Origin of the sequence: Micromonospora sp. NPDC023888 (assembly GCF_040639415.1) — a bacterium.
Classification (GTDB): domain Bacteria; phylum Actinomycetota; class Actinomycetes; order Mycobacteriales; family Micromonosporaceae; genus Micromonospora.
In genome coordinates this window covers 111,713-136,367 of the sequence record NZ_JBEZZW010000008.1, presented here as the reverse complement: position 1 = coordinate 136,367, position 24,655 = coordinate 111,713, and the positions used below count along the sequence as shown (strand labels likewise).

General features: G+C 71.8%; 23 protein-coding genes. 12 read left to right on the top strand and 11 right to left on the bottom strand.

The genetic code is table 11. The features are described 5' to 3' along the window. The first annotated feature begins 76 nt into the window (after window positions 1-76). Together AB0F61_RS09880 and AB0F61_RS09875 are read left to right on the top strand one after the other, a co-directional pair. Window positions 77-664, top strand: a complete 588-nt coding sequence (locus tag AB0F61_RS09880) for a TetR/AcrR family transcriptional regulator (protein ID WP_357806342.1) — start codon at window positions 77-79, stop codon at window positions 662-664. Beyond that, window positions 664-2,865, top strand: coding sequence for an MMPL family transporter (locus AB0F61_RS09875; protein ID WP_357806339.1), 2,202 nt, complete (start codon window positions 664-666; stop codon window positions 2,863-2,865). Before AB0F61_RS09880 ends, AB0F61_RS09875 begins: the two co-directional genes overlap by 1 nt. A 51-nt stretch (window positions 2,866-2,916) precedes the next feature. Here the strand turns inward: AB0F61_RS09875 and AB0F61_RS09870 are convergent, their stop codons facing one another. Then, window positions 2,917-4,173, bottom strand: a complete 1,257-nt coding sequence (locus tag AB0F61_RS09870) for an erythromycin esterase family protein (RefSeq protein ID WP_357806336.1) — start codon at window positions 4,171-4,173, stop codon at window positions 2,917-2,919. Between the two features lie 116 nt (window positions 4,174-4,289). Between AB0F61_RS09870 and AB0F61_RS09865 the strand changes: the two genes are divergently transcribed. Further along, window positions 4,290-4,481, top strand: coding sequence for a DUF2795 domain-containing protein (locus AB0F61_RS09865; RefSeq protein ID WP_357806333.1), 192 nt, complete (start codon window positions 4,290-4,292; stop codon window positions 4,479-4,481). Window positions 4,482-4,493: 12 nt separating this feature from the next. Here AB0F61_RS09865 and AB0F61_RS09860 read toward each other — a convergent pair whose 3' ends face one another. Next, window positions 4,494-5,396, bottom strand: coding sequence for a Gfo/Idh/MocA family oxidoreductase (locus AB0F61_RS09860; protein ID WP_357806329.1), 903 nt, complete (start codon window positions 5,394-5,396; stop codon window positions 4,494-4,496). Window positions 5,397-5,867: 471 nt separating this feature from the next. On the opposite strand from AB0F61_RS09860, the gene AB0F61_RS09855 reads away from it, so the two are divergent. Continuing rightward, window positions 5,868-6,260, top strand: a complete 393-nt coding sequence (locus AB0F61_RS09855; protein WP_357806326.1) for a hypothetical protein — start codon at window positions 5,868-5,870, stop codon at window positions 6,258-6,260. Next, a complete protein-coding gene (locus tag AB0F61_RS09850) occupies window positions 6,253-6,669 on the top strand; it encodes a hypothetical protein (protein WP_357806323.1) in 417 nt (138 codons plus the stop codon). Before AB0F61_RS09855 ends, AB0F61_RS09850 begins: the two co-directional genes overlap by 8 nt. Before the next feature lie 53 nt (window positions 6,670-6,722). Here AB0F61_RS09850 and fabG read toward each other — a convergent pair whose 3' ends face one another. Beyond that, on the bottom strand, window positions 6,723-7,481 hold the full coding sequence (gene fabG, locus AB0F61_RS09845; protein ID WP_357806321.1) for a 3-oxoacyl-ACP reductase FabG: 759 nt from the start codon (window positions 7,479-7,481) through the stop codon (window positions 6,723-6,725). A 171-nt stretch (window positions 7,482-7,652) separates the two neighbouring features. On the opposite strand from fabG, the gene AB0F61_RS09840 reads away from it, so the two are divergent. Beyond that, window positions 7,653-11,381, top strand: coding sequence for a S8 family serine peptidase (locus AB0F61_RS09840; RefSeq protein WP_357806317.1), 3,729 nt, complete (start codon window positions 7,653-7,655; stop codon window positions 11,379-11,381). 62 nt (window positions 11,382-11,443) lie between these two features. Here the strand turns inward: AB0F61_RS09840 and AB0F61_RS09835 are convergent, their stop codons facing one another. Further along, window positions 11,444-13,096: an alpha-amylase family protein gene (locus AB0F61_RS09835; protein ID WP_357806315.1), complete on the bottom strand. Its 1,653-nt coding sequence runs from the start codon at window positions 13,094-13,096 to the stop codon at window positions 11,444-11,446. A 67-nt stretch (window positions 13,097-13,163) separates the two neighbouring features. Between AB0F61_RS09835 and AB0F61_RS09830 the strand changes: the two genes are divergently transcribed. Both AB0F61_RS09830 and AB0F61_RS09825 read left to right on the top strand, forming a co-directional pair. Beyond that, the gene (locus AB0F61_RS09830; RefSeq protein WP_357806312.1) at window positions 13,164-13,778 is read left to right on the top strand and encodes a DUF1349 domain-containing protein; all 615 of its coding nucleotides are present in this window, start codon (window positions 13,164-13,166) and stop codon (window positions 13,776-13,778) included. 57 nt (window positions 13,779-13,835) lie between these two features. Then, window positions 13,836-14,507: a DedA family protein gene (locus tag AB0F61_RS09825; protein ID WP_357806310.1), complete on the top strand. Its 672-nt coding sequence runs from the start codon at window positions 13,836-13,838 to the stop codon at window positions 14,505-14,507. A gap of 4 nt (window positions 14,508-14,511) precedes the next feature. On the opposite strand, the gene yidC is transcribed toward AB0F61_RS09825, so the two are convergent. Next, window positions 14,512-15,258, bottom strand: a complete 747-nt coding sequence (gene yidC, locus AB0F61_RS09820) for a membrane protein insertase YidC (RefSeq protein ID WP_357806308.1) — start codon at window positions 15,256-15,258, stop codon at window positions 14,512-14,514. 103 nt (window positions 15,259-15,361) lie between these two features. Then, a complete protein-coding gene (locus AB0F61_RS09815; protein WP_357806305.1) occupies window positions 15,362-15,655 on the bottom strand; it encodes a DUF6412 domain-containing protein in 294 nt (97 codons plus the stop codon). Window positions 15,656-15,815: 160 nt separating this feature from the next. Between AB0F61_RS09815 and AB0F61_RS09810 the strand changes: the two genes are divergently transcribed. From AB0F61_RS09810 to AB0F61_RS09800, 3 genes are all read left to right on the top strand, one after another. Further along, a complete protein-coding gene (locus AB0F61_RS09810) occupies window positions 15,816-16,952 on the top strand; it encodes a glutamate--cysteine ligase (protein ID WP_357806303.1) in 1,137 nt (378 codons plus the stop codon). 23 nt (window positions 16,953-16,975) lie between these two features. Beyond that, a complete protein-coding gene (locus AB0F61_RS09805) occupies window positions 16,976-18,355 on the top strand; it encodes an FAD-dependent oxidoreductase (RefSeq protein WP_357806300.1) in 1,380 nt (459 codons plus the stop codon). A gap of 71 nt (window positions 18,356-18,426) precedes the next feature. Continuing rightward, on the top strand, window positions 18,427-19,398 hold the full coding sequence (locus AB0F61_RS09800) for a LacI family DNA-binding transcriptional regulator (protein ID WP_357806554.1): 972 nt from the start codon (window positions 18,427-18,429) through the stop codon (window positions 19,396-19,398). A 27-nt stretch (window positions 19,399-19,425) separates the two neighbouring features. Here the strand turns inward: AB0F61_RS09800 and AB0F61_RS09795 are convergent, their stop codons facing one another. From AB0F61_RS09795 to AB0F61_RS09785, 3 genes are all read right to left on the bottom strand, one after another. Next, window positions 19,426-20,379, bottom strand: a complete 954-nt coding sequence (locus AB0F61_RS09795; RefSeq protein ID WP_357806298.1) for a carbohydrate kinase — start codon at window positions 20,377-20,379, stop codon at window positions 19,426-19,428. After that, window positions 20,376-21,641: an AGE family epimerase/isomerase gene (locus AB0F61_RS09790; protein WP_357806295.1), complete on the bottom strand. Its 1,266-nt coding sequence runs from the start codon at window positions 21,639-21,641 to the stop codon at window positions 20,376-20,378. Before AB0F61_RS09790 ends, AB0F61_RS09795 begins: the two co-directional genes overlap by 4 nt. Before the next feature lie 207 nt (window positions 21,642-21,848). Further along, window positions 21,849-22,757: an NmrA/HSCARG family protein gene (locus AB0F61_RS09785; protein ID WP_357806293.1), complete on the bottom strand. Its 909-nt coding sequence runs from the start codon at window positions 22,755-22,757 to the stop codon at window positions 21,849-21,851. 101 nt (window positions 22,758-22,858) lie between these two features. On the opposite strand from AB0F61_RS09785, the gene AB0F61_RS09780 reads away from it, so the two are divergent. Beyond that, the gene (locus AB0F61_RS09780; RefSeq protein ID WP_357806290.1) at window positions 22,859-23,338 is read left to right on the top strand and encodes a MarR family transcriptional regulator; all 480 of its coding nucleotides are present in this window, start codon (window positions 22,859-22,861) and stop codon (window positions 23,336-23,338) included. 40 nt (window positions 23,339-23,378) lie between these two features. Here the strand turns inward: AB0F61_RS09780 and AB0F61_RS09775 are convergent, their stop codons facing one another. Further along, window positions 23,379-23,804, bottom strand: a complete 426-nt coding sequence (locus AB0F61_RS09775) for a nucleoside deaminase (protein ID WP_357806288.1) — start codon at window positions 23,802-23,804, stop codon at window positions 23,379-23,381. Continuing rightward, window positions 23,801-24,652, bottom strand: a complete 852-nt coding sequence (locus AB0F61_RS09770; RefSeq protein ID WP_357806285.1) for an LLM class flavin-dependent oxidoreductase — start codon at window positions 24,650-24,652, stop codon at window positions 23,801-23,803. The genes AB0F61_RS09775 and AB0F61_RS09770 overlap by 4 nt, the downstream gene beginning before the upstream one ends. Window positions 24,653-24,655: the final 3 nt, after the last annotated feature.

The following is a 24,655-nucleotide window of genomic DNA, read 5'->3' as shown; positions in this document are numbered from 1 at the left end:
CACCGCAGAAGTCTGACCGATCGGTCAGGCTCTGACCGATCGGTCAGGCATGCTGGTCTGCGGAGGTGGACCGGGAATGGTCAGAGCGGTGTCCGAGACGCACGGCGAGATCCTCGCCGCGGCGGCGCGTCAGTTCACGGTCAGCGGCTACCGGGGCACCTCCCTGCAGGACATCGCCCGTGAGGTCGGCTGCTCCAAGGCCACGGTGCTCTACCACTTCGCCAACAAGGAAGCCCTGCTCGCCGAGCTGATGGCCCCGGCGATCGGCGTACTGCGCGACCTCGACGACCGACTCACCGGCCTGACCGGCTCGGCCGCCCAGGAGGTCGCCGCGCAGGGGTTCGTCGACCTCGCGGTCCGGTTCCGGCGGGAGATCGCCGTGCTGCGCGGGGAGTTCCCGGAACTGCTGTGCCAGCCGGCCTTCGCGCACATCCAGCAGATCTCCGACCGGCTGCGCGACGCGTTGGCCGGGCACTCCGACCGGCCGGGCGCCCGGATCGCCGCGCTGGTGCTGCTCGCCGGGATCTCCGAGGCGTGCGGCGAGTTCACCGACATCCCCGACGACGAGTTGCGCGCCGCCCTGCTCACCCTCGTCCGGCGGGCCGTCGAACCCGTCGACGCACCCCTGCCCCAACCACCCACGACCGAGGACAAGGACTCCTGATGGCCACCCTGCTCTACCGGCTCGGCCGGGGCGCGTTGCGCCGGCGACGGCTCGTCGTCGCGCTCTGGCTCGTCGTACTCGTCGTCGCCGGCCTGGCCGCGGCGACCCTGCGCGGCCCGACGGCGAGCAACTTCACCATGCCCGGCACCGAGAGCCAGCGCGCGCTCGACCTGCTCGCCGAGCAGTTCCCCGCGGCCAGTGGCGCGACCGGCACCATCACCCTCAAGGCGCCCGCCGACGGTCAGCTCGCCACCCCGCAGGGCAAGGCCGTGGTGCAGGAACTCGTCGAGCAGGCCTCGACGCTGCCCGGCGTGGTCGGCGCGGTCAGCCCGTTCCAGGCCGGCGCGGTCACGCCCAACGGCCGGTACGCGCTGATCCAGGTCCAGTTCGGGGAGGACGTGACCGACGCGCAGCGCACCGCGTACGAGCAGGTGGGCGCGGCGGCCAAGGCACAGGGTTGGCAGGTCGCCCCGGGCGGCGAGGTGCTCGGCAGCGAGCCGGAGATCGGCTCCACCGAGGCGCTCGGCGTCCTGGTCGCCGCGATCGTCCTGATCATCACGTTCGGTTCGCTCGTGGCCGCCGGGATGACGATGCTCAACGCGCTGATCGGCGTGGGCGTCGGGATGGCCGGGCTGTTCGCGCTGAGCGGCACCGTCGAACTCACGAGCACCGCCCCGGTCCTGGCGCTGATGCTCGGCCTCGCGGTCGGCATCGACTACTCGCTGTTCATCACCTCGCGGCACCGGCAGAACCTGCTCGACGGACTGTCGCTGGAGGAGGCGGTCGGCCGGGCGGTCGGCACCGCCGGTTCCGCGGTGCTCTTCGCGGGCGCGACAGTGGTCATCGCGCTGGCCGGGCTGGCCGTGGTGAACATCCCCTTCCTCACCGTGATGGGTCTCGCCGCCGCCGGCACGGTCACCGTCGCGGTGCTTGTCGCGATCACCCTCCAGCCGGCGCTGCTCGGCTTCGCCGGCCGCCGGGTGCTCCCCCGCCGGCTGCGTTCGACAGTCACCGACGGCACGACGGCCGACCCCGATCAGTCGGGCCGCACCGACCGGCCGGCCGTCGAGGACGAGTCCCGGTTCGGGTTCCGCTGGGCGCGGCTGGTCACCCGCTTCCGCGTACCTGTCATCCTGGTCGGCCTGCTCGGCCTGGGTCTGCTCGCGCTGCCCACGCCGGACATGCGGCTGGCCCTGCCGGGCGCCGCGACGGCCGCCGTCGGTTCACCTGCCCGGGTGGCGAACGACCTGACCGTCGAGGGTTTCGGGGCGGGCTTCACCGGCCGGCTCGCGGTGGTGGTCGCCGGTGACACCCCGCAGGCCACCTCGGCCGCCGTGCCGCAGGTGACCGCGCTGCTCCAGCGCACCGAGAACGTCCTCGCGGTGGCGCCGCCCCAGCTCAGCCCGGACGGCCGGACCGCGCTGCTCGGCGTGGTGCCGAAGACCGGCCCGACCGACGAGGCCACCGAAACCCTTGTGCACGACATCCGCGGCTCGGTGAGCGGGATCCGCGACGCGGACGTACTGCTCACCGGTGTCACAGCCATCGGCATCGACGTCTCCGAGAAGCTCTCCGACGCGCTACCGGTCTATCTGCTGCTGGTGGTCGGGCTCTCGGTGCTGCTGCTGATGCTGGTGTTCCGCTCGCTGCTGGTGCCGGTCAAGGCCGCGTTGGGCTTCCTGCTCACCGTCGCGGCCACGTTCGGCATCACTGTTGCGGTCTTCCAGCAGGGGCACCTCGCCGACCTGGTCGGCCTGGACACGCCGGGCCCGCTGATCAGCTTCCTGCCGATCCTGCTCATCGGCATCCTGTTCGGGCTCGCCATGGACTACGAGGTGTTCCTGGTGTCCCGGATGCGGGAGGACTTCGTGCACGGCAAGTCCGCCCGGCAGGCGACGATCAGCGGCATGGGGCACGGCGCGCGGGTGGTCACCGCCGCCGCGCTGATCATGATGTCGGTCTTCGGGGGCTTCGTCTTCCTGGAGGACCCGGTGATCAAGTCGATGGGCTTCGCGCTCGCCGTCGGTGTCGCCATCGACGCGTTCGTGGTCCGGATGACAATCGTCCCGGCGGTGATGTCGCTGCTCGGTGACCGCGCCTGGTGGCTGCCGCGCTGGCTCGACCGCGCCCTACCGAACGTGGACATCGAAGGCGAGGGCCTGCGCACCCACCTCGAGGAACGCACGCCGACGCACGTCTGACCGACCGACGGTGGAGGTGTGGCGCCCGCCGGGCACCAGACCTCCACCGCGTCAGACGCCCGCCGGGTACGTCTCCATCTCACCGGGGACCGCCGGGATCGGCAGCGGGTGCAGAGCGGTGGTCTCGTCGCACCAGATGAAGGCGTCGTACCGGTCGCCGAGCCGCGTCGGCACGTAGTTGCCCCAGGACTCGAAGGACGGGTCGTAGACGACCCCGATGGCCCGGTGGTCGGTGGTGTCGGTCACCCAGCCCGGCTGGTCGTCACCGCCGAAGATCAGCACCGCCCGGTCCGGCATCAGCTCGTGCAGCCGCCGCTCGACCGACCCCTCGCGAGCCGGGGGCACCACCATCGCCTCCGGCGGCGAACCCCAGCGGGGCGCGGCGATGGTGGTGCCCCGGTAGCTGCCGAAGCCGACGAGCGCCACGGCGTCGTCGCCGTGCCGTTCCCGGGCCAACTGACCAATGTTGACCATCCCGTCCGCGGCCATGTCGGTGGCCCGCGCATCCCCGACGTGCGTGTTGTGCGCCCAGACGATGCCCCGGGCGTCCGGGCCGTACCGGTCCAGCAGCCGGTCCAGGGTGTCCTGCATGTGGGTGTCGCGGATGTTCCACGAGTCCGGCCCGCCGGCCACCATCGCCCGGTAGTACCGCTCCGCGCCGGCCACCACCTCCGCGTTCTGCCAGGCCGAGAAGCGATCCGGCCCGTCGGAGAGGGCGTGTTCGCGGGTGCGGGCGAGCAGCCGGACCACCTCCTCCTCACAACGGGCGGAGACGAACCGGCTGGCCGCACCGTACTCCTCGACCCGCTTGCCGTACGGCTCGAAGCAGCGGTACGCGTCCTGCGCCGCCTCCAGCGACGTCGGGTCCTCCTCGCCCAGGTAGTCGAAGATCGCCTGCATCGACTCCCAGAGGCTGTACACGTCGAGCCCGTGGAACCCGGCCCGTTGGTCCTCCGGCCGTTCCACGTTCCAGGCCCGCAACCAGTTGGCGAACCGGGCCACCTCGGCGTTGGCCCACATCCAGGTCGGCCACCGCTCGAACCGTTCGAGGGCGAGCTGCGGCTGGAGTGCGCCACCGGGCGCGGCCGTCACCGACCGGTGCACCCGATCGCAGTCCGGCCAGTCCCCCTCCACGGCGACGAAGGAGAAGCCGCACTCCGCGATCAACCGGCGGGTGAGCTGCTCCCGCAACCGGTAGTAGTCGTAGCTGCCGTGGGTGGACTCGCCGATCATCACCACCCGGGCGTCCCGGACGCGTTCCAGCAACGGGTCGAAGTCGCTCGGCGCGCCGAGCCGCTGAACCAGCATGCCAGCGGCTACCCGACCGCCGCTTGGACAAACCGTGGGCGCGTCGCGGGCCGACACGCCGTCGTGCGTGCCGGCCGGCACGGTGTACGCCCCCCGCGAGTGGGTAGCCGGCCGGCATGACCGTCACCGGCGTTCAGTTGCAGGAGTACCTGGCCGGGCTCGACTACCCGGTCTCCCGGGAAGATCTGGTCCGCTGGGGGCAGGAGAACGGGGCCAGCACGGCGATGTTGCAGATGTTGCAGGCGTTGCCGCCCGAACAGTTCGACTCACCGGACGAGCTGGCCGCCGCCCTGACCACCCTCTCCTGACCCTGGAAGGGGTCAGACCAGGGCGACGGTGCGGGATTCGGCGCGGGCGGTTTCGGCGGCGGCGAGGATGCTGACGACCTCGCGGCCGAAGCGCACGTCGCAGCGGTGGTCGCGGGTGCCGGCCCGCACCTGCTCGACGAGTTGGTCGATCGCGACACCGAACGCCGTGGCGGCGTCGTTCTCACCGAACGGGACGTTCTCGATGCCGTTCTCGCCGTAGAACACGAACTCCCGGGCCATCGACTCGGCCGGGGCGTCCAGGGAGAGCGAGGCGCTGCTCGTGGCACCGCCCTCGTGGGTGAGCAGCAGGTGCACCATCCCGCTCGGCCCGTCCATCGCCGCCACCTGGGTCACCCGGCCCAGCACCGGCAGGAGGATGGAGAGCGCGTGCGGGGCGATGTCCCAGAGCGCACCGTGCTCGCGACGCCACAACGAACCGCCGTACGGGCTGCCGTCCTGGAAGATCGAGGCGAACGCGGTGGTCCGGCCGTGCTGCCAACCACCGGCGGCGGAGGTGGCGGCAAGGAAAGCTGTCACGTTCGGCTGGAACCGCTGGGTGAAGAAGACGACCGAGGCGACCCCGGACTCCTCGGCGGCGGCCACCACCCGGTCGGCGTCGGCCACGCTGAGCGCCAACGGCTTGTCCAGCAGCAGGTGCCGTCCGGCGGAGGCGGCCCGGACCGCGATGTCGGCCTGGACGTCCGGCGGCAGCGCGACGGCGACCGCTTCGCACTGCTCGATCAGCGCGTCGACGTCGGCGTAGGCCGGCACCCCGTACCGCTCGGCCAGCGCGGAGGCCCGCTCCGGGTTGCGCCCCCACACCCCGACCAACTCCGCGTCCGGATGGGCGTGCAACGCCTTCCCGTGCGTCTCGATAGCCCAGTGACCGGTGCCGAACAAGCCGAACCGCAGCACGTGTGCCTCCACTTTCCCCCGCCGCGGCAGCGCCGCGGACCTGATCCACGCTAGTCGCCCCACCAGCCACGACGGCGGCGGGTTCGACCAATCGAAGCAGCTCACGTCCCGCGCCACCTGCCGTGGCCGTGGTCCGGTCGGGTGCCTGTAGAGCTGCCCCATTCGTGGGGCGGCGCGGCCGCCGGACGCCTGATCGACTCGGTTTCCTCGATTCCGGGGCATCCAGAGGCCAGCGACACCCCGCTTCACAGGGAACCGAGTCGATCATGGAGTGTCCGCCGCGTCCACGCTTGGGGTGACCCCCGACCACCACAGCCGATCCCGCCGCGCCCCACTCGCGGGGCAGCTCTACAGCGAGCGGCGGACAACTCCGCCGGTCGGCGACGGCGGCGGCGGCGAGGCGGGTTCATCTGTTTACTACGACGGTTAGTAGGCTGTGCCGGTGACCGAGGCAACGAACGGGCAGGTCCGGTGACCAGCGTGAGCGCCGACTCGCCGGTGGACGGGATCGTCGCGACGGTGTCGATCGTGCTGTCGCTGCTCGTCGCGGTGTGGGCGCTGGTGGCGGCGGTGCGCCAACGGCCACCGGACCGGGTGCAGTTCATCGGCCTGGCCGTACTCGAAGTGGCACTGCTCGTGTTGGGCGTGCTGGCCCTGGTCGCGGTCGGCGGCGGGGACCGGCCCGGCGAGCCCGGCGCCTTCTTCGGCTATCTGGTCACCCTCGTGTGCCTGCCGCCGTTGGCCTGGGTGCTGGCCCGGATGGAGCCGACCCGCTGGGGTTCGGCGATCGTCTGCGCGGTCTGCCTGGTGACCCCGGTGGTGGTGGTCCGGTTGCAGCAGACCTGGGAGGTTCTCGGTGGTTGACACCCGACCGGCCGGACGCGCCACGAACGCCGGCCCCGGTCGGCTGCTGATCGCGGTCTACCTGCTCTTCGCCATCGCGGCGACCAGCCGGGCCGGTCTGCAGCTCGCCACCAAGTTCGACGAGGCGCCGGTGGCGTACCTGCTCTCCGGGGTGGCCGCGCTCATCTACATCGTGGCGGCGGTGGGACTGGCCCGGGCCGGGCACACCGGCCGACGGGTGGCGCTGGCCTGCTGCTCCGTGGAGCTGGTCGGGGTGGTCGCGGTCGGCGTCCTGAGCCTCGTCGACAAGGAACTCTTCCCGGACGAGACGGTCTGGTCGCAGTTCGGCAGCGGGTACGGCTACATCCCGCTGGTGCTGCCGGTGCTCGGCCTGATCTGGCTGTGGCGCACCCGTCGCGCACCAGCCTGACCCGGCGACGAGGGCACCCCTTCGCGAAGGAGCGCCCTCGTCGGGAGCACCTGTCAGTCCCGTGGGCCGCCGGCGACGTAGATGACCTGACCGGAGACGAAGCCGGCACCCTCGCTCGTCAGGAACGAGATGGTGTGCGCGACGTCCTCCGGGAACCCCGGGCGACGCACCGGGATCTGGGCCGCCGCGTGCTTCTTGAAGTCCTCGAAGTCGACATCCATCCGGGCGGCGGTGGCCGCTGTCATGTCGGTGACGATGAAGCCGGGCGCGACCGCGTTGACTGTCACCCCGAACGGCCCCAACTCGATGGCGAGCGTCTTGGTGAAGCCCTGGAGGCCGGCCTTGGCGGCGGCGTAGTTCGCCTGGCCCCGGTTGCCCAGCGCGGAGGTGCTGGAGAGGTTGACGATTCGCCCCCACTTCCGGTCCACCATGTGTTTCTGGGCGGCCTGGCTGAACAGGAACGCGCCACGCAGGTGCACCCCCATCACGGTGTCCCAGTCGGCGTTCGTCATCTTGAACAGCAGGTTGTCGCGGAGCACACCTGCGTTGTTGACGAGCACTGTGGGTGCGCCCAGCTCGGCGGCGATCCGAGCCACCGCCGCCTCGACCTGATCCCGGTCGGACACGTCGGCGCCCACCCCGAGCGCGCGACCGCCCGCGCCGGCGATGGCATCCACCGTCTCCTTGGTGGCCGCCTCCTCGATGTCGACCACGGCGACGGCCATTCCGTCAGCGGCCAACCGCCGGGCGGTGGCCGCGCCGATGCCGCGTGCGGCTCCGGTGACGATGGCGACGCGGGGCTCCTCCGACATGATTACCTCCCAGTAACGTGGGGTCGATCGAAGGAGCTTAACCTTCCACTGCTAGTTAACGGTGATGACCATGGTTTGATCCAAGATCTATACGAGATGATCTTCCGCGCGTAGCGTCGCGATCGCTGTCACCCGCCAGCGAACAGACGACGAGGTAAGGAACGACATCACGTGACATTCTCGCGTACCCGTGGAGCCTGGCTCGCCGCCGTTGTCTCCGCGGCCCTCGCGGCGACCGGTGGATCACCCGCCCTGGCCGCCGCCCCCGGAGCCCCGGCCGATCCCGGCGCCACCCCCGCCCCCGCGACCAGCCTGCCCACCCCACCCGGCACCCACTCGGTCACTCTGATCACCGGTGACCGGGTCACCACCCGCCAGAGCGCCAACGGCGGCACCCTCGACGTACGGCGTCCGGACGGCGCCTCGACACCGGTACGGGTGATCGAGGCCGGCGACGACCTGTACGTCTACCCGCAGTCGGTGCTGCCCTACGTGGCCGCGAACACCCTGGACAAGCGGCTGTTCAACGTCACCCGGTTGATCGCCGACGGGTATGACGACGAGCGGGTGGACCACCTTCCGCTGATCGTGTCGTACGACGCCGGGGCAGCCGGCCTGCGGGCTGGCACCGCACCCACCGGTGCGACCCGCACCCGTACGTTGAGCAGCATCTCGGGTGCCGCGCTGAGCGAGGACCGCGACCGGGCCGACGAGTTCTGGGCCGCGATCACGGCCGCCTCCACCGCGAAGGCGACCGCGGCGACCGGCGACAAGGGACGCTTCTCCGGCGGGATCGCCAAGATCTGGCTGGACGGGCGGGTACACGCCGACCTGGCCGACACCACCGCGCAGATCGGCGCTCCCGCGGTCTGGGCCGGCGGCGACACCGGCACGGGCGTGCGGGTTGCCGTGCTGGATACCGGCATCGACGCGGCCCACCCGGACCTGACCAACCGGATCAGCGCGTCCGCCGTGTTCGTGCCGGGCGAGGAGATCACCGACCGGGTCGGGCACGGCACCCACGTCGCCTCCACCATCGCCGGCACCGGCGCCGCCTCCGGTGGCCGCGAGAAGGGTGTCGCCCCCGACGCCCGACTCGCCGTCGGCAAGGTGCTCAGCGACGACGGCCACGGAATGGACTCCTGGATCCTCGCCGGCATGGAATGGGCGGCCCGGGAGGCCGACGCCAGCGTCATCAACATGAGCCTGGGCTCCAACCAGCCCAGCGACGGAACCGACCCAATGAGCCAGGCGGTCAACACGCTCAGTGCGGAGACCGGCGCCCTGTTCGTCATCTCCGCCGGCAACGCCGGCCTGCCGGGCAGCGTGAGTGCCCCGGGCGCGGCGGACGCGGCGTTGACCGTCGGTGCGGTCGACGGCGGCGACAAGCTCGCCTCGTTCTCCAGCCAGGGCCCCCGGATCAGCGACGAGGCCATCAAGCCCGAGCTGACCGCGCCCGGCGTCGGGGTGCTCGCGGCCCGCTCCCAGTACGCGCCCGGCGAGGGCTCATACCAGACCATGGACGGCACCTCGATGGCCGCGCCACACGTGGCCGGCGCCGCCGCCCTGCTCGCCGCGAAGCACCCGGACTGGACGGGTCAGCAGCTCAAGGACGCCCTGGTCAGCACCACCAAGGCCACGCCGCAGTACGACGCTTTCCAGGCCGGTACCGGCCGGGTCGACGTCGCCGCCGCGGTGCGCGCCCCGATCGTCGCCACCGGCACCGTCTCCACAAGCGTGGGCAGGGACACCACGAAGGCCACCCACCCGGTGGCGTACACGAACACCACCGGCCAGCCGATCACGCTGGGCCTGTCGGTGGACGCGCCGGGCGCGCCGGCCGGGCTGTTCCGCCTGTCCGCAACGCAGCTCACCGTGCCGGCGAACGGCACCGCCACTGTCACCCTGACCACTGACACCTCCCCGGCCAGCGCCGGCAGCCGCTACACCGGTCAGGTCGTCGCCGTCGGACCGGACCGGGCCGTGCTGGCCCGCACCGCCGTCGCGGTCGGCACGTTCACCCCGTACCACCAGCTGCGCCTGGAGATGACCGACCGGGCCGGCAAGCCCGCCGCCGGCGTGATCGAGCTGGGCCAGCCGGGCAGCTACGACATCAGCTTCGTCGAGACCGACGCGGACGGCACGGCGCAGCTCTACCTGCCCGAGGGCGTCTACTCGGCGATGAGCTTCCTGAACGTCACCGGCAGCCACGGCCCGAACTCGCTCGGCGTGGCGCTGCTCGGCAACCCCGACATCGACCTGCGCACGGACACCACCGTCCGGTTGGACGGAAAGTCGGCCCGCCGGGTCGAGTCGTCGGTGCCGCAGCAGACCGCCGACACCTTCACCCGGTTGGACTACTACCGGTCCCAGGGCGAGGGCCGGTGGCGCTCGTTCATCGCCGGCGGCGTGTTCTTCGACAGTTTCTGGGCGCAGCCCACCAGCAGGGACGTGCGACACGGCGACTTCTACGTCGGTGCCCGCTGGCGCAAGGAGCAGCCGGTGCTGACCGTCGGCACCGCGACCGTGGACTTCGACGACGTGGTGCGTCAACAGGGCACCACCCAGTTGCCGAAGGGCCGGTGGGCGCTGCCGACGGTCTTCGCCGGCAACGGTGCGGCGAGTGACTACGCCGGGCTGAAGGCCCGGGGCGCGGTGGCCGTGGTCCGGCGCAACTGGGAGGTCAGCGACTCCGAGCAGGCCGCCGCGGCGACCGCCGCCGGGGCGAAGATGATGCTGGTGGTCAACGACTTCCCGTGGCGCGAGGTGCGCGACTACTCGGTCGACTTCTTCACACCCACCCCGATCGAGGTGGCGATGCTCAGCACCGACGAGGGTGAGGCGTTGATCCAGCAGATCCAGCGCGGGTCCACGACGGTCGAGGTGGTCTCGCAGCCGGTCGCCGACTACGTGTACGACCTGGTCCAGGCGTACCACAACCGGATTCCGCGCGACCTGAGCCGGGCCGAGACCCCGAAGACGCTGGCCCGGATCGACGTGGGCTTCAACGTCCCGACGCCGCAGACCCGGGGTGGCGAGTTCCGGTACGACTGGCCGTCGTACAACAACTGGGGCATCGGCCAGACCAGCAACCGGCCGCTCGCCGCGGTCCGTACCGACTGGGTGTCCACCGGCGACCTGTACACGTGGGGTCAGGAGGCGTACCTCGACTCCGCGACGTACCAGATCGACCCCCGGGCCAGCTTCCGCGCTGGCAGCAGGAGCACCGAGCAGTTCTTCGAGCCGATCGAACGACCGCACCTGAACAACAACTTCAAGCTGCCGACCCGCTCCGGCGACGCTCTCAACCTCGACGTGCCCGGTTGGGGCGGTGCCGACCACGTCGGCATGGCGATGAGCGCCGCGGGGCAGACCAACAAGCTCTACCAGGGCCGGACGCTGCTGGGCGAGAGCACCAGCACGTGGATCAGCGGCACCGCGCCGGGCGCGGGTGACCTGCCGTACCGGTTGGTGGTGGGGACCACCCAGGACCCGACCGTCGGCCGGTACTCCACCAGCACCACCACCGAGTGGACGTTCCGGTCGAAGGCACCGGCCGCCGGGGTGGAGTCGAGCGTGCTACCGCTGCTCCAGCTCGACTACGGCGTCGACACCGACGCCGCCGGCACCGCGAAGGGCAGCACCGACCTGACCGTCGCCGCCGCGCACCTGCCCGGCGCCGCCGGTTGCGGCAGCATCCGGCCGGTCAGCCTGGAGATCTCGTACGACGATGGCGCGCACTGGCACAAGCAGGCGCTGGACCGTGCGAAGGACGGCTCGTGGACGGCGAAGTTGCGGGCGCCGAAGGGCGCGACGTACGTGTCAGTGCGGGCCGGTGCCACCGACGGCGCCGGCAACTCGGTCCAGCAGACGGTGCTCCGCGCCTTCGGGGTGCGCTGATCGACGCGCTGCGGTGATCGCGTGACGGGGGACCGCGCAGCTCGGCGCGGTCCCCCGTTTCGTCAGAACCCGCGACCCCGGCAGAGGCGAATCCACCGGTATCCGTGCCCGGAGACCTTCACCGCGCCGAGCTTGCCCAGCTCGCCGTAGCCACGGTCGGTGAGCACGTCGATCGGCATGTCGGCCTCCGGTTCGAGACTGCTCAGATCCACCTCGACGTCGTCGGTGCCGAGGTTGTGCACGAAGACCATGGTCCCGGTGGGCCCGTCCGCCCGGTGCGTCAGCACGCCGGGTGGCACCGGCACGTCGATGTGGGTGGTCGAGCCGGAGCCGACCTCCGGAGCCTCCCGCAACGTGCGGATCATGCGCTCGAACCAGGCGAGCAACGACTTGGGGTCGCTGCGCTGGGCGGTGACGTTCACCGTCGGGTACCCGAAGTCACCCTTGTCGATCACCGGGCGGACCAGCTTCTCCGGGTCCGCCGTGGAGAAGCCGGCGTTCGGCTTGAACGACCACTGCATCGGGGTACGGATCGCGTCCCGACCGCGCAGCGACAGGTCCTCGCCCATCCCGATCTCCTCGCCGTAGCGCAGCACCGGCGTGCCGCGCATGGAGAACTGCAACGCGTACGCCAGCTCGATGCGCCGCCTGTCGTTGCCGAGCATCGGGGCGAGCCGGCGACGGATGCCCCGGTCGTAGATGCGCATGTTCTCGTCCGGGCCGAACTGCGCGTACACCTGGTTGCGCTGTTCGGTGGTCAGCCGGGACAGGTCGATCTCGTCGTGGTTGCGCAGGAAGGTGGCCCACTGCCCACCGACGGGCAGCTTCGGGGTGTCCCGCAACGCCTCGATCAGCGACTCCGGGTCCTGCCGGGCCAGGGCGAGCATGAGTCGACCGTTGAGCATGAAGTCGAAGAGCATGTGGATCCGGTTGCCGGACCCGCTGGTGTCACCGAAGAACGTCGGAAGCTGGTCCGGCTCGACGTTCGCCTCGGCCAGCAGGACGGCGTCGCCGCGCCGCCACTGCACGTGCTGGCGCAGCTCGGTGAGGAACTCGAAGTCCTTCGGGGAGTTCGGGTTGCCCGGTTCGGTCAGCTCGATGATGAACGGCACCGCGTCCATCCGGAAACCGGAGACGCCGAGCTGGAGCCAGAACGACATGATCTTCTTGATCTCGTCGCGGACCTGCGGGTTGGCGAAGTTGAGGTCCGGCTGGAACTTGTAGAACCGGTGGTAGAACCACGCTTTGGCGGTCCGGTCGTAGCTCCACGTCTCGTCCTGCTCGCCCGGGAAGACCATGCCCTGGTGCCGGTCGTCCGGCTCGGTGTCGGACCAGACGAACCAGTCCCGGTACGGCGAGTCCGGCGACGAGCGGGCGGACTGGAACCACGGGTGCTCGTCCGAGGTGTGGTTGACCACCAGGTCGATGATCACCCGGATGCCCCGGTTCTGGGCCTGGTGCAGCAGCTCGGCGAAGTCGCCGAGCGTGCCGAAGCGCGGGTCGACGTTGTAGAAGTCGGTGGCGTCGTAACCGTCGTCACGGTTGGGCGACGGGTGGATCGGGTGTAGCCACAGGCAGGTCACGCCGAGCCGGGCCAGGTAGTCAAGCCTCCCGATCAGCCCACGGATGTCACCGACCCCGTCGCCGTCGGAGTCGGCGTACGTGTCGATGTCGAGGCAGTAGACGACGGCTTCGGAATACCAACGGTCACCCATGCCGGAGGAACATCTCCGTTCGATCACCGCGGCAAACCCGTCTCCGGCGGCCGGTACCGTGCCCGTCATGGAGACCGATCTCGTACCGCCGAGCGAACCGTTGGACTGGTCTGCGGGCAGGTGGCTGCACCCGCCGGTACGCGTCGAGGAGGGCCCCGGCGGTCAGCTCGTCGTCGAGCCCGCGGCGGAGAGCGACTTCTGGCGACGGACCAGTTACGGCTTCGTCCACGACAACGGCCCCGCTCTGCTGGCACCGCTGCCGGTCGGCACCGCCATGGAGGTGAGTTTCCGGCTCGACTTCGCGGCGCAGTTCGACCAGGCCGGCGCGCTCGTCCGGGTCGACGAACGGACCTGGACCAAGGCCGGCGTCGAGATGAGCGACGGTGAGTCGCAGCTCGGCGCTGTGGTGACCCGGGAGTTCTCCGACTGGTCGGTGGCGCCGGTGCCGCAGTGGGCGGGCCGGGAGGTGACCGTGCGGGTCAGCCGGGCCGGCGACGCGTTGACCGTCCGCGCCCGCGCCGACGACGAGCCGTGGCGACTGGTTCGGCTCACCCCGCTGGACCCGGCGGCCGAGGCGGTGGCCGGCCCGTTCTGCTGTGCGCCGTCGCGCGCCGGCCTGACCGTGGTGTTCACCGGCTGGCGGCAGGGGCCGGCGGACACCGCGCTGCACCCCGAGGTGTAGCAATCGCCTTACCGGGTAAGACCTTCCGATCCCCGACAGCCGACCGGAAGGACGACCATGGCGTACGCCCAGAGTGGCGACCCGGCCCAGTTCACCGGGTTGACCGGTTGGGTGGCCTCGGTGATCGAGGTGATGGGCCCGGTGGGCGTGGCGCTGCTCGTGGCGTTGGAGAGCATCGTCCCGCCGATCCCCAGCGAGATCGTGTTGGCGCTCGCCGGCTTCCTGGCCCACGAGGGTCAGTTCAACGTCTTCCTCGTGGTGCTGGCCGCGACTGTCGGCTCGCTGGTCGGCGCGTTGGTGCTCTACTGGCTCGGCGCGGCGCTCGGCGAGGAGCGGCTCAAGCGGTGGCTGGACCACATCCCGCTCGTCGACAGCGACGACCTGGAGAGGGCCGACAGGTGGTTCGAGCGGCACGGCCGGTGGGCGGTGCTGATCGGCCGGGTGGTGCCGGTGGTCCGCAGTCTGGTCTCGGTGCCGGCCGGGGCCAACCGGATGCCGCTCGGCGAGTTCATCCTGCTCACCACCATCGGCAGCGGCCTCTGGAACGGTCTCATCGTCGGCGCCGGTTACGCGCTCGGAAGCCGCTGGCAGGACGTGGAGCGCTACAGCGACTGGTTCAACTACGCGATCGTCGCGGTCTTCGTCGTCATGGTCGTCATGTGGGTGGTTCGTAAGCTCCGTCGACGCCGGGAGCGCGACGACCGGCGGTCGGTGACCGCCGGTCGTTGATCCGCTACCGGTCGGTCGGCGACGGAACCGCCTGCGGTCGGCGCAGCACCGCCTGCTCGACCGCCGACCACACGCTCGTGGTCACCAGGTAGATGACCGCGGCGAGCGGCAGCACCAGCGCCACCAGCACCGTCGCGAACGGCAGCAGGGGCAGCAGCCGCCCGAGCACTGCCGCTCCCGGCCCCTCGGTGGGCGTACCGGCCACCGTGCCGACGGCGGCCGACGCCCGCCGCGCCCGCCGCGACGACCACCAGGCCACCGCGAGCAGCACGGCCAGCAGCACGGCGAAGAGCGGGCCGGCCGCCCCGGCCACACCGTCGCTGAGGTGGTGACCCAGTGGCACCCCGGCGAGCCGCTCGTCGAGCAGCCCGGTGCCGCCCTCGTTCGTGGTGAAGAGCCGGTAGAGCACCAGCAGGAACGGCGCCTGGAGCAGCAACGGCAGGCAGCCGGCGACCGGGTTCGCACCGGCCTCGGAGTACAACGCGAACACCTCGCGCTGGAGTTTCGCCGGGTCGTCGGCGTACCGCCGCTGGAGGTCACGCACCTGCGGGGCGAGCGCCGCGCGGCGTCGCTCGCCGCGGACCTGCGCGACGGTGAGCGGCGAGATCAGCAGCCGGACGGCGATGGTGAACAGCACGATGGCGGCGGCGGTCGCCATCCCGCCGGCCAGTGGTGTGAGCAGGTCGGTGAGCCAGGACAGTGCCGTGCCGGCAGCGCCGACAACGTCGTGCAGTGGTGCGAAGGCAAGCATGGACAACCCCTCGGTCCGAATCCGGTGAGGTCCTCCCCGCGGCGGTGTCCGCTCGACAGGGGGACCGGTGACGGCGGGATCGGCCGCGCGGCGGCGTGGCGCGCTACGCGGCCGAGGGGTGTCCCGGTGCGCGGGGGCGAGGGCGACCGGCGGCGTCCGGGTCGATCTGCCGAGGCACGCGGCGACCACGGGAGCGGGCCCGCAGCCCGGCCCACCGTGGCCCGGCGCCGGGCGGACCCGATCTGCCGAGCACCCGCGCCGCGAGCACCACGGCGAGCAGCACCAGGGCGGTGAGCGCGGCACCCGCGAGCAGGTCGGTCGGACGGCCAGCGAGCAGGGTGAGCTGGGCGAACGCGAACATCCACGCGACCCCGACGAACCCCAGTGGCACCGGCACGGGCTCAGCATAGGACCCGTTGTCACCTCGTCTGACCGAAACCGGCGGCGCGCCCGAGCACGACGAGCCACGCCACGTTTCCCGGTGTCGCCACGTTGGGTAACCAAGAAGCGGACCGTTGCGGATGGACCGCGAACGGTAGGAACGGACGGTGGTGTCGATGACCGGTCAGGTGGCCGAGGCGCCCAGCGAGATGGCTGCGGCGACCGGTTTGCTCACCGTGGGTGTCGAGGAGGAGTTCCTGCTCGTCGACCCGCACGCCGGGGCCGCGGTCCCCGCCGTCGACCTGGTGATGGAGCAGGTGCCGGCCGAACTTCGCGGGCAGGTGGAGCGGGAGTTCCAGACCAGTCAGATCGAGATCGGCAGCCCGCCCGGCCTGGAGTTGTCGTCGATCCGGCACTCCCTCGGGGTGCTGCGTCGGGCGCTCTCCGACGCCGCCGAGCGGGCCGGCGTACGCCTGCTCGCCATCGGCACGGGTCCGGTGGACGGTCCGGTGCCGCCGGTGGTGGACAAGCCCCGCTTCGACCGGATGATCGAGCGGTTCCGGCTGCTCGTTCCCGGCCCCGGCAACAACGGCATGCACGTGCACGTCGGTGTCCCCGATCCGGAGACCGGTGTGCAGGTGCTCAACCACGTACGTCCCTGGCTGCCGATGCTGCACGCGATGACCACCAACTCGCCGTTCTCCCGGGGCGAGGACACCGGCTATGCGAGTTGGCGCTCGGTGGAGTGGGAGCGCTGGCCCTCGGTGGCGCCGACGCCGTTTCTGGAGTCGCACGAGCACTACCAGCGGCTGATCCGCCAGTTGATCTCCAGTGGGGTGATGCTCGACGAGGGGATGCTCTACTGGTACGCCCGCCTGTCGGCGAAGTACCCGACGGTGGAGCTGCGGATCGGCGACGTCTGCCCGTCGGTGGACGACGCGGTGCTGGTCGCCGCCCTGGTCCGGGCCCTGGTGGCCACCGCGAGGGAGGATGTCGAGGCCGGCCGGCCGGCGTTGCAGACCGACCACCACCTGCTGGTCGGCGCGCACTGGCGGGCCGCGCACGACGGCCTGGAGGGCGACGCCGTCGACGTCACCACCGGCGAGATACGCCCGGCCTGGGAGCTGCTGGACCGGTTCGTCGAACGGCTGCGGCCGGCGCTGGAGCAGCACGGCGACTGGGCCGAGGTGACCGACCTGCTGGGCGGGTTGCGCCGGCACGGCACCGGCGCGGCCCGGCAGCGAGCGGTGTACGAGCGCACCGGCCGACTCACCGACGTGGTGCAGGACGTCGCACGGCAGACCCGTGGCTGATCACCACGTGACAGGATGAGCCCGTGGCGCAACGGCTGATCGTCATCGGCGGGGACGCCGCCGGAATGTCGGCGGCGTCCCAGGCCCGTCGCCGCCGCGACCGCGACGACCTGGAGATCGTGGTCTTCGAGCGGGGCCACTTCACCTCCTACTCGGCGTGCGGCATCCCGTACTGGATCAGTGGTCTGGTGCCCGACCAGGAGGCGTTGATCGCCCGGGGCCCGCAGACGTTCCGCACGACGTACGCGATGGACGTCCGGCTGCGCCACGAGGTCACGGCCATCGACCTGGACCGCCGCGAGGTGGTCGCCCGGGACCTGGAGGGCGGCGGCGAGGTTCGCGAGCGCTTCGACGACCTGATGTACGCCACCGGGGCGGTGCCGGTGCAGCCGCCCTGGGCGGTCACCGACGCGGGCGGCGTGTTCGGCATGCAGACCCTCGACGACGGGGCGGCGCTGCGCGACTGGCTGGAAGGTGAAACACGGCCGCGTCGGGCCGTGGTGGTCGGTGGCGGCTACATCGGCGTGGAGATGGCCGAGGCGCTGATCCAGCGCGGCCTGTCGGTGACGCTCGTCGAGGCGGGCGCCCAGCCCATGGCGACCGTCGACGGCGACATGGCCGAGCTGGTCGCCGACGCGATGCGCGGCCTGGGTGTCACGATCCGCACCGACCTGCGGGTGACCGGCCTGGAGCAGCGGGACGGCCGGGTGTCCGCGGTGGTCACGGCCGAGGGGCCGATCCCGACCGACGTCGTGGTCCTGGGCCTGGGAGTACGCCCGAACACCGCGCTCGCCGAGGCTGCCGGGTTCCCGATCGGGCCGACCGGCGGAGTCCGGGTGGACCGCCGGATGCGGGTGGCCGGGCTGACCGGCGTCTGGGCGGCGGGCGACTGCGTGGAGACGTTGCACCGGGTCAGCGGGATGCCGGTGCACGTGCCGCTGGGCACGCACGCCAACAAGCAGGGCCGCGCGGCCGGGATCAACATCGGCGGCGGGTACGCCACCTTCGCCGGCGTGATCGGCACGGCCGTGACGAAGGTCTGCGACCTGGAGGTGGGGCGCACCGGCCTGCGGGAGCGGGAGGCCACCCTGGCCGGCTTCGACTTCGTCTCGGTGGTCGCCGAGTCGACGAACCGGGCCGGCTACTACCCCGGTGCCCGGCCGATGACCGTCAAGTTGATCGCGGAGCGGCCCAGCGGCCGGTTGCTCGGCGCGCAGATCGTCGGTTGGTCCGAGGCGGCCAAACGGATCGACACGCTTGCCGTGGCACTCTGGAACGGCATGACGGTGGACGATATGACGTCGCTGGACCTGGGCTACGCTCCGCCGTACGCGCCGGTGTGGGATCCGGTGCTCGTCGCCGCCCGAAAAGCGGTCGACGCGCTCGCTGCCCTCGACCGCTGATCGGTGCCCGCCGTGGAGGACTCCCCGTGACCCAGACTCCGACCCGGCCGACGACGCGTCGGCGCCCGACGATGGTCGACGTGGCCCGGCACGCCGGGGTCAGCCTGAAGACGGTCTCCCGGGTGGTCAACGACGAGCCGGTGGGGCAGGAACTGGTCAACCGGGTGCTTGCCGCCATCGCCGAGCTGGGCTTCCGGCGCAACGACATCGCCCGCAACCTGCGCTCCCGGCAGCTCAACGCCACTGTCGGGCTGCTCATCGAGGAGATCGCCAACCCGTTCTACGCGACGATCGCCAGCGTCGCCGCCGAGATCGCCGCCGCCCACGGCACGATGCTGATCACCGCCTCGTCGGAGGAGGACCCGGAGCGGGAACGCGCCCTGCTCCAGGATTTCACGCAGCGCCGGGTCGACGGGCTGCTGGTGGTGCCGGCGGGCCTCGACCACTCGTTCCTGCGGCGCGAGGTCGAGCTGGGGATGCCCGTGGTGTTCCTGGACCGGCCGCCGCAGGGGCTGCACGCCGACGCGGTGCTGTTGGACAACCGGGGCGGCAGTCGCGCCGGTGTGGGCGCGTTGCTCGACCAGGGGCACCGACGGGTGGGTCTCCTGCTGGGCGCGCCGAGCGTGCCGACGATGCGCGAGCGGCTGGCCGGGGCGCGGGCGGCGCTTGCCGCAGCGGGGGTCGAACCGGACGAGTCGCTTGTCTGCGAGCGGCTCATCGCCCCCGAGGAGGCCGGGCGGGCGGTCGCCGCGTTGCTCGACCAGGCGGACCCGCCGACGGCGTTCTTCTGCGCCAACAACCGGCTCACCGTGGGCGCGCTTCAGGAGCTGCACCGCCGGGGCAGTGACGCCGCGCTTGTCGGCTTCGACGACTTCGAGTTGTCCCACCTGATGCCCCGGCCGTTGACCGTCGTCGCCTACGACACCCGGGAGCTGGCGCGGGTCGCCACCGAGCGGCTGTTCCAGCGGATCGCCGGCGACGACGACACCCCACCGTCGACCACTGTCCTCCCGACCACGCTGCTGCCGCGTGGCCTGAGCTGACGCCGATCGCTGACGACCCCGCGGGGGTCAGCTCCCGGGGTGCAGGATGGCGTCGACCTCGGCACGGAGGGGCGGGTCCGCGCCCCGTCGGCCGCAGGTAATTGCGGCCACCGTCGCGGCCTGCCGGAGCACCGCTTCCCACTGCGACTCGGTCACCGCGGCGAGACGGTCGGCCGGTCGGTCGCCGAGCGCGTCGAGGTCGGCCAGCGCGGCCAGCAGACCGCCGGTGAACGAGTCACCGGCCCCGACGGTGTCGACCACAGTGGTGGGTACGGCCGGTTGCTCGTGCAGCGATCCGTTCGGGGCGAGCAGCCAGACGCCGTCGCCGCCCCGGGTCACCACCGCGCAGGACACCCCGGCGTCGCGCCACTCGGCCATCACGTCGCCCACCGACCGGTCCGGGTAGAGCCACGCCAGGTCCTCGTCGCTGGCCTTCACCAGGTTCGCGAGGGGCACCTGGCGTCGTACCCTGGCCTGCTCGGCCGCGCGGTCGGTGACGATGCTCGGCCGCAGGTTGAGGTCGATCGAGACGGTGAGCCCGTCCCGGCGGCGTTCGCGGGCGAGCAGGTCCTCCAGCACCCGCGCCCCGGGTGCCAGCGCGAGCGCGAGGGACCCGGTGTGCAGCGCGGTCGCCGGTGACCCGGCCAGCTCGGGCAGCTCCTGCGGCGTCCACTGCCAGTCGGCCGTGCCGGCCAGCCGGAACTCGTAGCTGGCCTGCCCGCTGTCGTTCAACGTGGCCACCGCCACCGAGGTGGGCTCCGTGGCGCGGACCGCCCAGTCCAGCTCCACCCGGTTGGCGCTCAGGTGCTCGGCGAGCTGCCGACCGTACTCGTCGGCGCCGAGGCGGGCCAGCAGCCGCACCTGCTGGTCGAGCCGGGCCAGGGTGACCGCCACGTTGGCCGGGGAGCCACCCGGCACGGCGCGCTCCCCCTCGGCGGTGACCACCAGGTCGATGAGCGCCTCACCCGCGACCACGATCATGCGGTCACCTCGCCCGGCGCGAGCGGGCCGGGGCCACCGAGCCCGTTTGCCGAGCGGGACAGCAGCACCGCCTGGTACGCGTGGTAGACGTCCGGTCGACCGTGCCAGACCGTGTCGGCGGGCAGGTTCTGCGCGTCCAACTCGTGCCGCCATCCGGTGCCGTCGATGAGGTAGCGGCGTGCGTACGCCCAGAAGACCCGGTACCAGTCGGCGTAGACGTCGTCGCCGGTGCGGCGGTGCAGGGTCACCGCGGCTCCGACGGCCTCGGCGAGCACCCAGTGCATCCGGGAGCGCACCACCGGCCGGTCGTCCCAGTCGATCGTGTAGACGAAGCCGTCGGCGCCGTCGACCGCCCAGCCCCTACGGACGGCGGCGGCGAACAGGTGACGGGCGTCGGTGAGCAGCCAGCGTGGTGGCTGCGGCAGGACCGCCTCCAACTCCAGGAGCAGGCGGGCCCACTCCAGCCAGTGGCCCATCGTCGAGCCGTACGGCCGGAACTGGTCGGCGGGCTGGTCCCGGTTGTAGTCGAGCAGCGGCGTCCAGTCGGCGGTGAAGTGCTCGGGCAGCCGCCAGTCGTGCCGGGCGGCCTCGGTGTGCACCAGGTGACCGGCGATCCGCAGGGCGCGGTCGGCCCAGGTCCCGTCGCCGGTGGCGGCGGCAGCGGCGAGGAACGCCTCGACCATGTGCATGCTGCTGTTCGCGCCGCGGTAGTCCTCGGTGACCGTCCAGTCGCGGTTCCACGATTCGCGGACCGCGCCGGCCTCGTCGTCCCAGAACCGGTCCCGCACCACGGTCAGCACGTCGGCGAGCAACTCCTGCGCGCCGGGCCGGCCGGCGCGCGCGGCGCTGGAGGCGGCGAGCAGCACGAACGCGTGGTCGTAGCCGGCCTTGCGGTCGTCGACCGGCGTTCCCTGCTGGTCCACCGCGCCGAACCAGCCGCCGTACCGGTCGTCGCGCAGCAGGGTGCTGAGCGCGGCGATTCCGTGGTCGACCAGGGCGGCGGCGTCCGGGTCGCCGCCCAGGTGGGCGAGGGCGGCCACGTGGGTCATCCGGCAGGTGATCCAGGTGTACACCGGTTCGCCCCGGTCCGGGGTGCGGTCGTCGGTGAGCCACCAGAAGCCGCCCTCGGCCCGGACCGCGCGGCGGGCCGTGTCGAGCAGGGTGCGGGTCTGGTCGGTGAGGAAGGCGTCCAGGTCGGGCAGGTCGGGTGAGCCGGCCGGAGCGGGAGTCGTGGTGGCGTCGGGTTGGGGCACGTCGGTCATCTCAGTTGGTCACCGTCGGGTAGGAAAGGGACATACGGCCAGGATCGGCGGACGGACCGGGTCCGCGCCGCAAAACCGTCAACGGTACGGCCTGACGCCGCATACACAACGGAGGATCATGAGTGCGATTCCTCCCTTTTGTCCGTTGACATCGTTGTCACTGCTCAACCCTGCTCCGGCTGCGGTCGACTGTCAATTCCGCTTGCGTCACACCGCGCCTCGCGACCCGGACGACACGTGGTCGGCGGTCGGGGTGGACAGCAGCGTGACCCAGTCCTGGGCGGCGGCCCAGTCGGCGAAGCTGTGCCAGCCGATCTCCGGGTAGTCGCGGCGCAGCCCGGCGACATCAAGATCCAGACCGACGTTCGTGAAGTACTCGAACATGGCCGCCAGGTCGGTGGACCACTGGCGGACGCGGGCCAGGGGCACCCGCCGGTGGTCGATCGCGCGGCCGATGGCACCGGCGAGGATCTCGGCCATCTCCGCGGGCGTTCGCTGATCGGAGGCGATGTCGACGCGCCGGCCGGCGAATTCGGCGCAGCGCTGTAGGACGAGCGCGGCGAACGCGCCGATGTCGACAGCCGGGATGAGGGCGAGCGGTCGGTCGCCGGGCATCGGCCACGCGAAGACGCCCTCGCGCAGGCCGTCGAGGGTCCAGCCGCTGGCGTAGTTGTCCATGAACGCCGCCGGCGCGATGATCGTCCAGGGCACACCGCAGCCGTGGAGGTGCCGTTCGACCAGGCGCTTGCTCTCGTAGTGCGGGACGCCCGTGCCCCGGTTGGCGTGTGCGACGGTGGTCAGCACGATGTGGTCGAGGCCGGCGGCCGCCCCGGCGTCGACGAGGGCCCTGCCGTGCCGGACCTCGGTGCCCGGGTCGGTGCCGAACGGGGTGGTGACCGCGAACAGCGAGTCGGCTCCGGCGAGCGCGGCGTCCAGGGAGGCGCGGTCGTCGAAGTCGGCGTGGCGCACCTCGGCGCCGAGGTCACCCAGGGTGTCGGCGGCCGGGGAGGTGGGTTGGCGGGTGAGTGCGCGTACCCGGTGGCCGGCCTTCAGCAGGGCGCGGGCCGTGGCCCCGCCCTGCGCTCCGGTGGCTCCAGTGACGGCGACGGTGAGCACGGGTCCTCCTGAGATAGGATAGTTGCGTGACGCATTAACTGCGTCACGCAGCAGACTAGGAAGAATCGCTGCGCCGCGCAACTAATTGGGAGGTGATGTGGATGACCCCACCGCGTCGGGCCCGGCTGTACGAGGAGCTGTCGATGGCGTCCCGTCGCTATCTGGCCTCGTACGTGCTGTTCAACCAGGCCATCGCCGACCACCTCGGCCTCCACCCGACCGACGTGCAGTTCCTGAGCCTGCTCACCGCGGCACCTGGTCCGCGCACGGTGCGTGAGATCGCCGAGATGACCGGCCTGACCACGGGCTCGGCCACCCGCCTGGTCGACCGACTGGAACGTGGTGGCTACGTGAAACGCACGCCCGACCGGGAGGATCGGCGCCGGGTGCTGGTCAGCCCCGTGCCGGATCGGGTCGACCGGGTCACGGCGGTCTGGGACGACCTTGGCCCGTCCTGGCAGGCGATCCTCGACGACCACACCGACGACGAGCTTGAGGTGATCATCCGCCACCTGGCGCGCGCACACGACCTGAGCCACGCCCAGATGGAAAATCTGCGCTCCCGGCCGAAGCCCGACTGAGCCGCGACAGCGGGTCCGAGGGCCGCCCCTACCGCCCCGGTCAGTAGTAGCTGTCGATCGGCTGACGCGCCTCGTCGAACAGCGCCGGCCCCTCGTAGCGGACCGGAGGCAACGGCGGGGTGGCCGGCTTGACCTCCTCGAACTGCTCGCCGGACAGGGCGTACACCACCCGCCCGAGCCCGGACCGGTCGATCGCTGTCGCGCACATCGGGCAGGGCTGGCAACTGGTGAACATGGTGGTGCCGGCGGCCACGTCCGGGGCGAGTTCCCGGGCGGCCCAGCGGGCCAGCTTGAGCTCCGGATGGGCGGTGATGTCCGAGTCGGAGACCACCGTGTTGTGGTCCTCGATCAGGACGGTGCCGTCCGCACCGACAAGCAACGAGCCGAACGGCCGTTCGCCGGCAGCCCCTGCCTGGCTGGCGATCTCCACGGCGCGGCGGAGAAACCTCTCGTCGTCGGGTGTCATCGAACCTCCTGGGTGCTGGCGTACGCGGCCACGGCCGCGAGGGTCCGCCAGGCGCGTTCGGGTTGGCGGATCTCGGCGAGGTCGCCGTTGAGCGGGTCGAGCACCACCGCCTCCGCGCCGAGCAGCCGGATCTGCTCGATGTCGGCGATGATCTGGTCGATGGTGCCGACACCGGCGAGCCGGTCCGGGCCGGCGACCGGTTCGCGGGTTTCCTGGAGCGCGATGCGTGGCACCAGCGCCGGGGCGGGGAGGCCCAGTTCGTCGGCGATGGTGCCGAGCCGCCCGGCCGCGTCCGTGAGTTTCCCGGGCGTGAGACGCAGCGGATGCCATGCGTCTCCGAGTCGAACGGCGCGACGCATGCCGGCGTCACTGTTGCCGCCGACCCAGATCGGGATCGGCGGGCTGTCGTAGTCGTCGGCGGCCTGCCAGGCGTCGCGCATCGCGCGCAGGTGGTCGTCGGTCAACGCGCCGCGCCGCTGGAACGGCACGCCAAGGGCCTCGAACTCCTGCCGGGCCCAGCCGACGCCGACGCCGAGGACGAGCCGGCCGCCGCTGAGCCGGTTGAGGTTCGCCGCCATCCGGGCGGTGAGCAGCGGGTGCCGGTACGGGACGATGAGCACCGTGGTGCCCAGCCGGACGCGACGGGTCACCCCGGCCAGCCAGGACAACGTGGTGAACGGCTCGTAGAACGGCGCCGGGTACTGCTGGGCCACGTCCGGGGTCACCGCGATGTGGTCGGAGACCATCAGCAGGTCGAACCCGAGACCCTCGACCGTCTGCGCCCACCGCCGCAGGACGTCGGGGTCGGTGCCGGGGCCGAAGTTCGGGACGTTCACGCCGATCTGCACGGG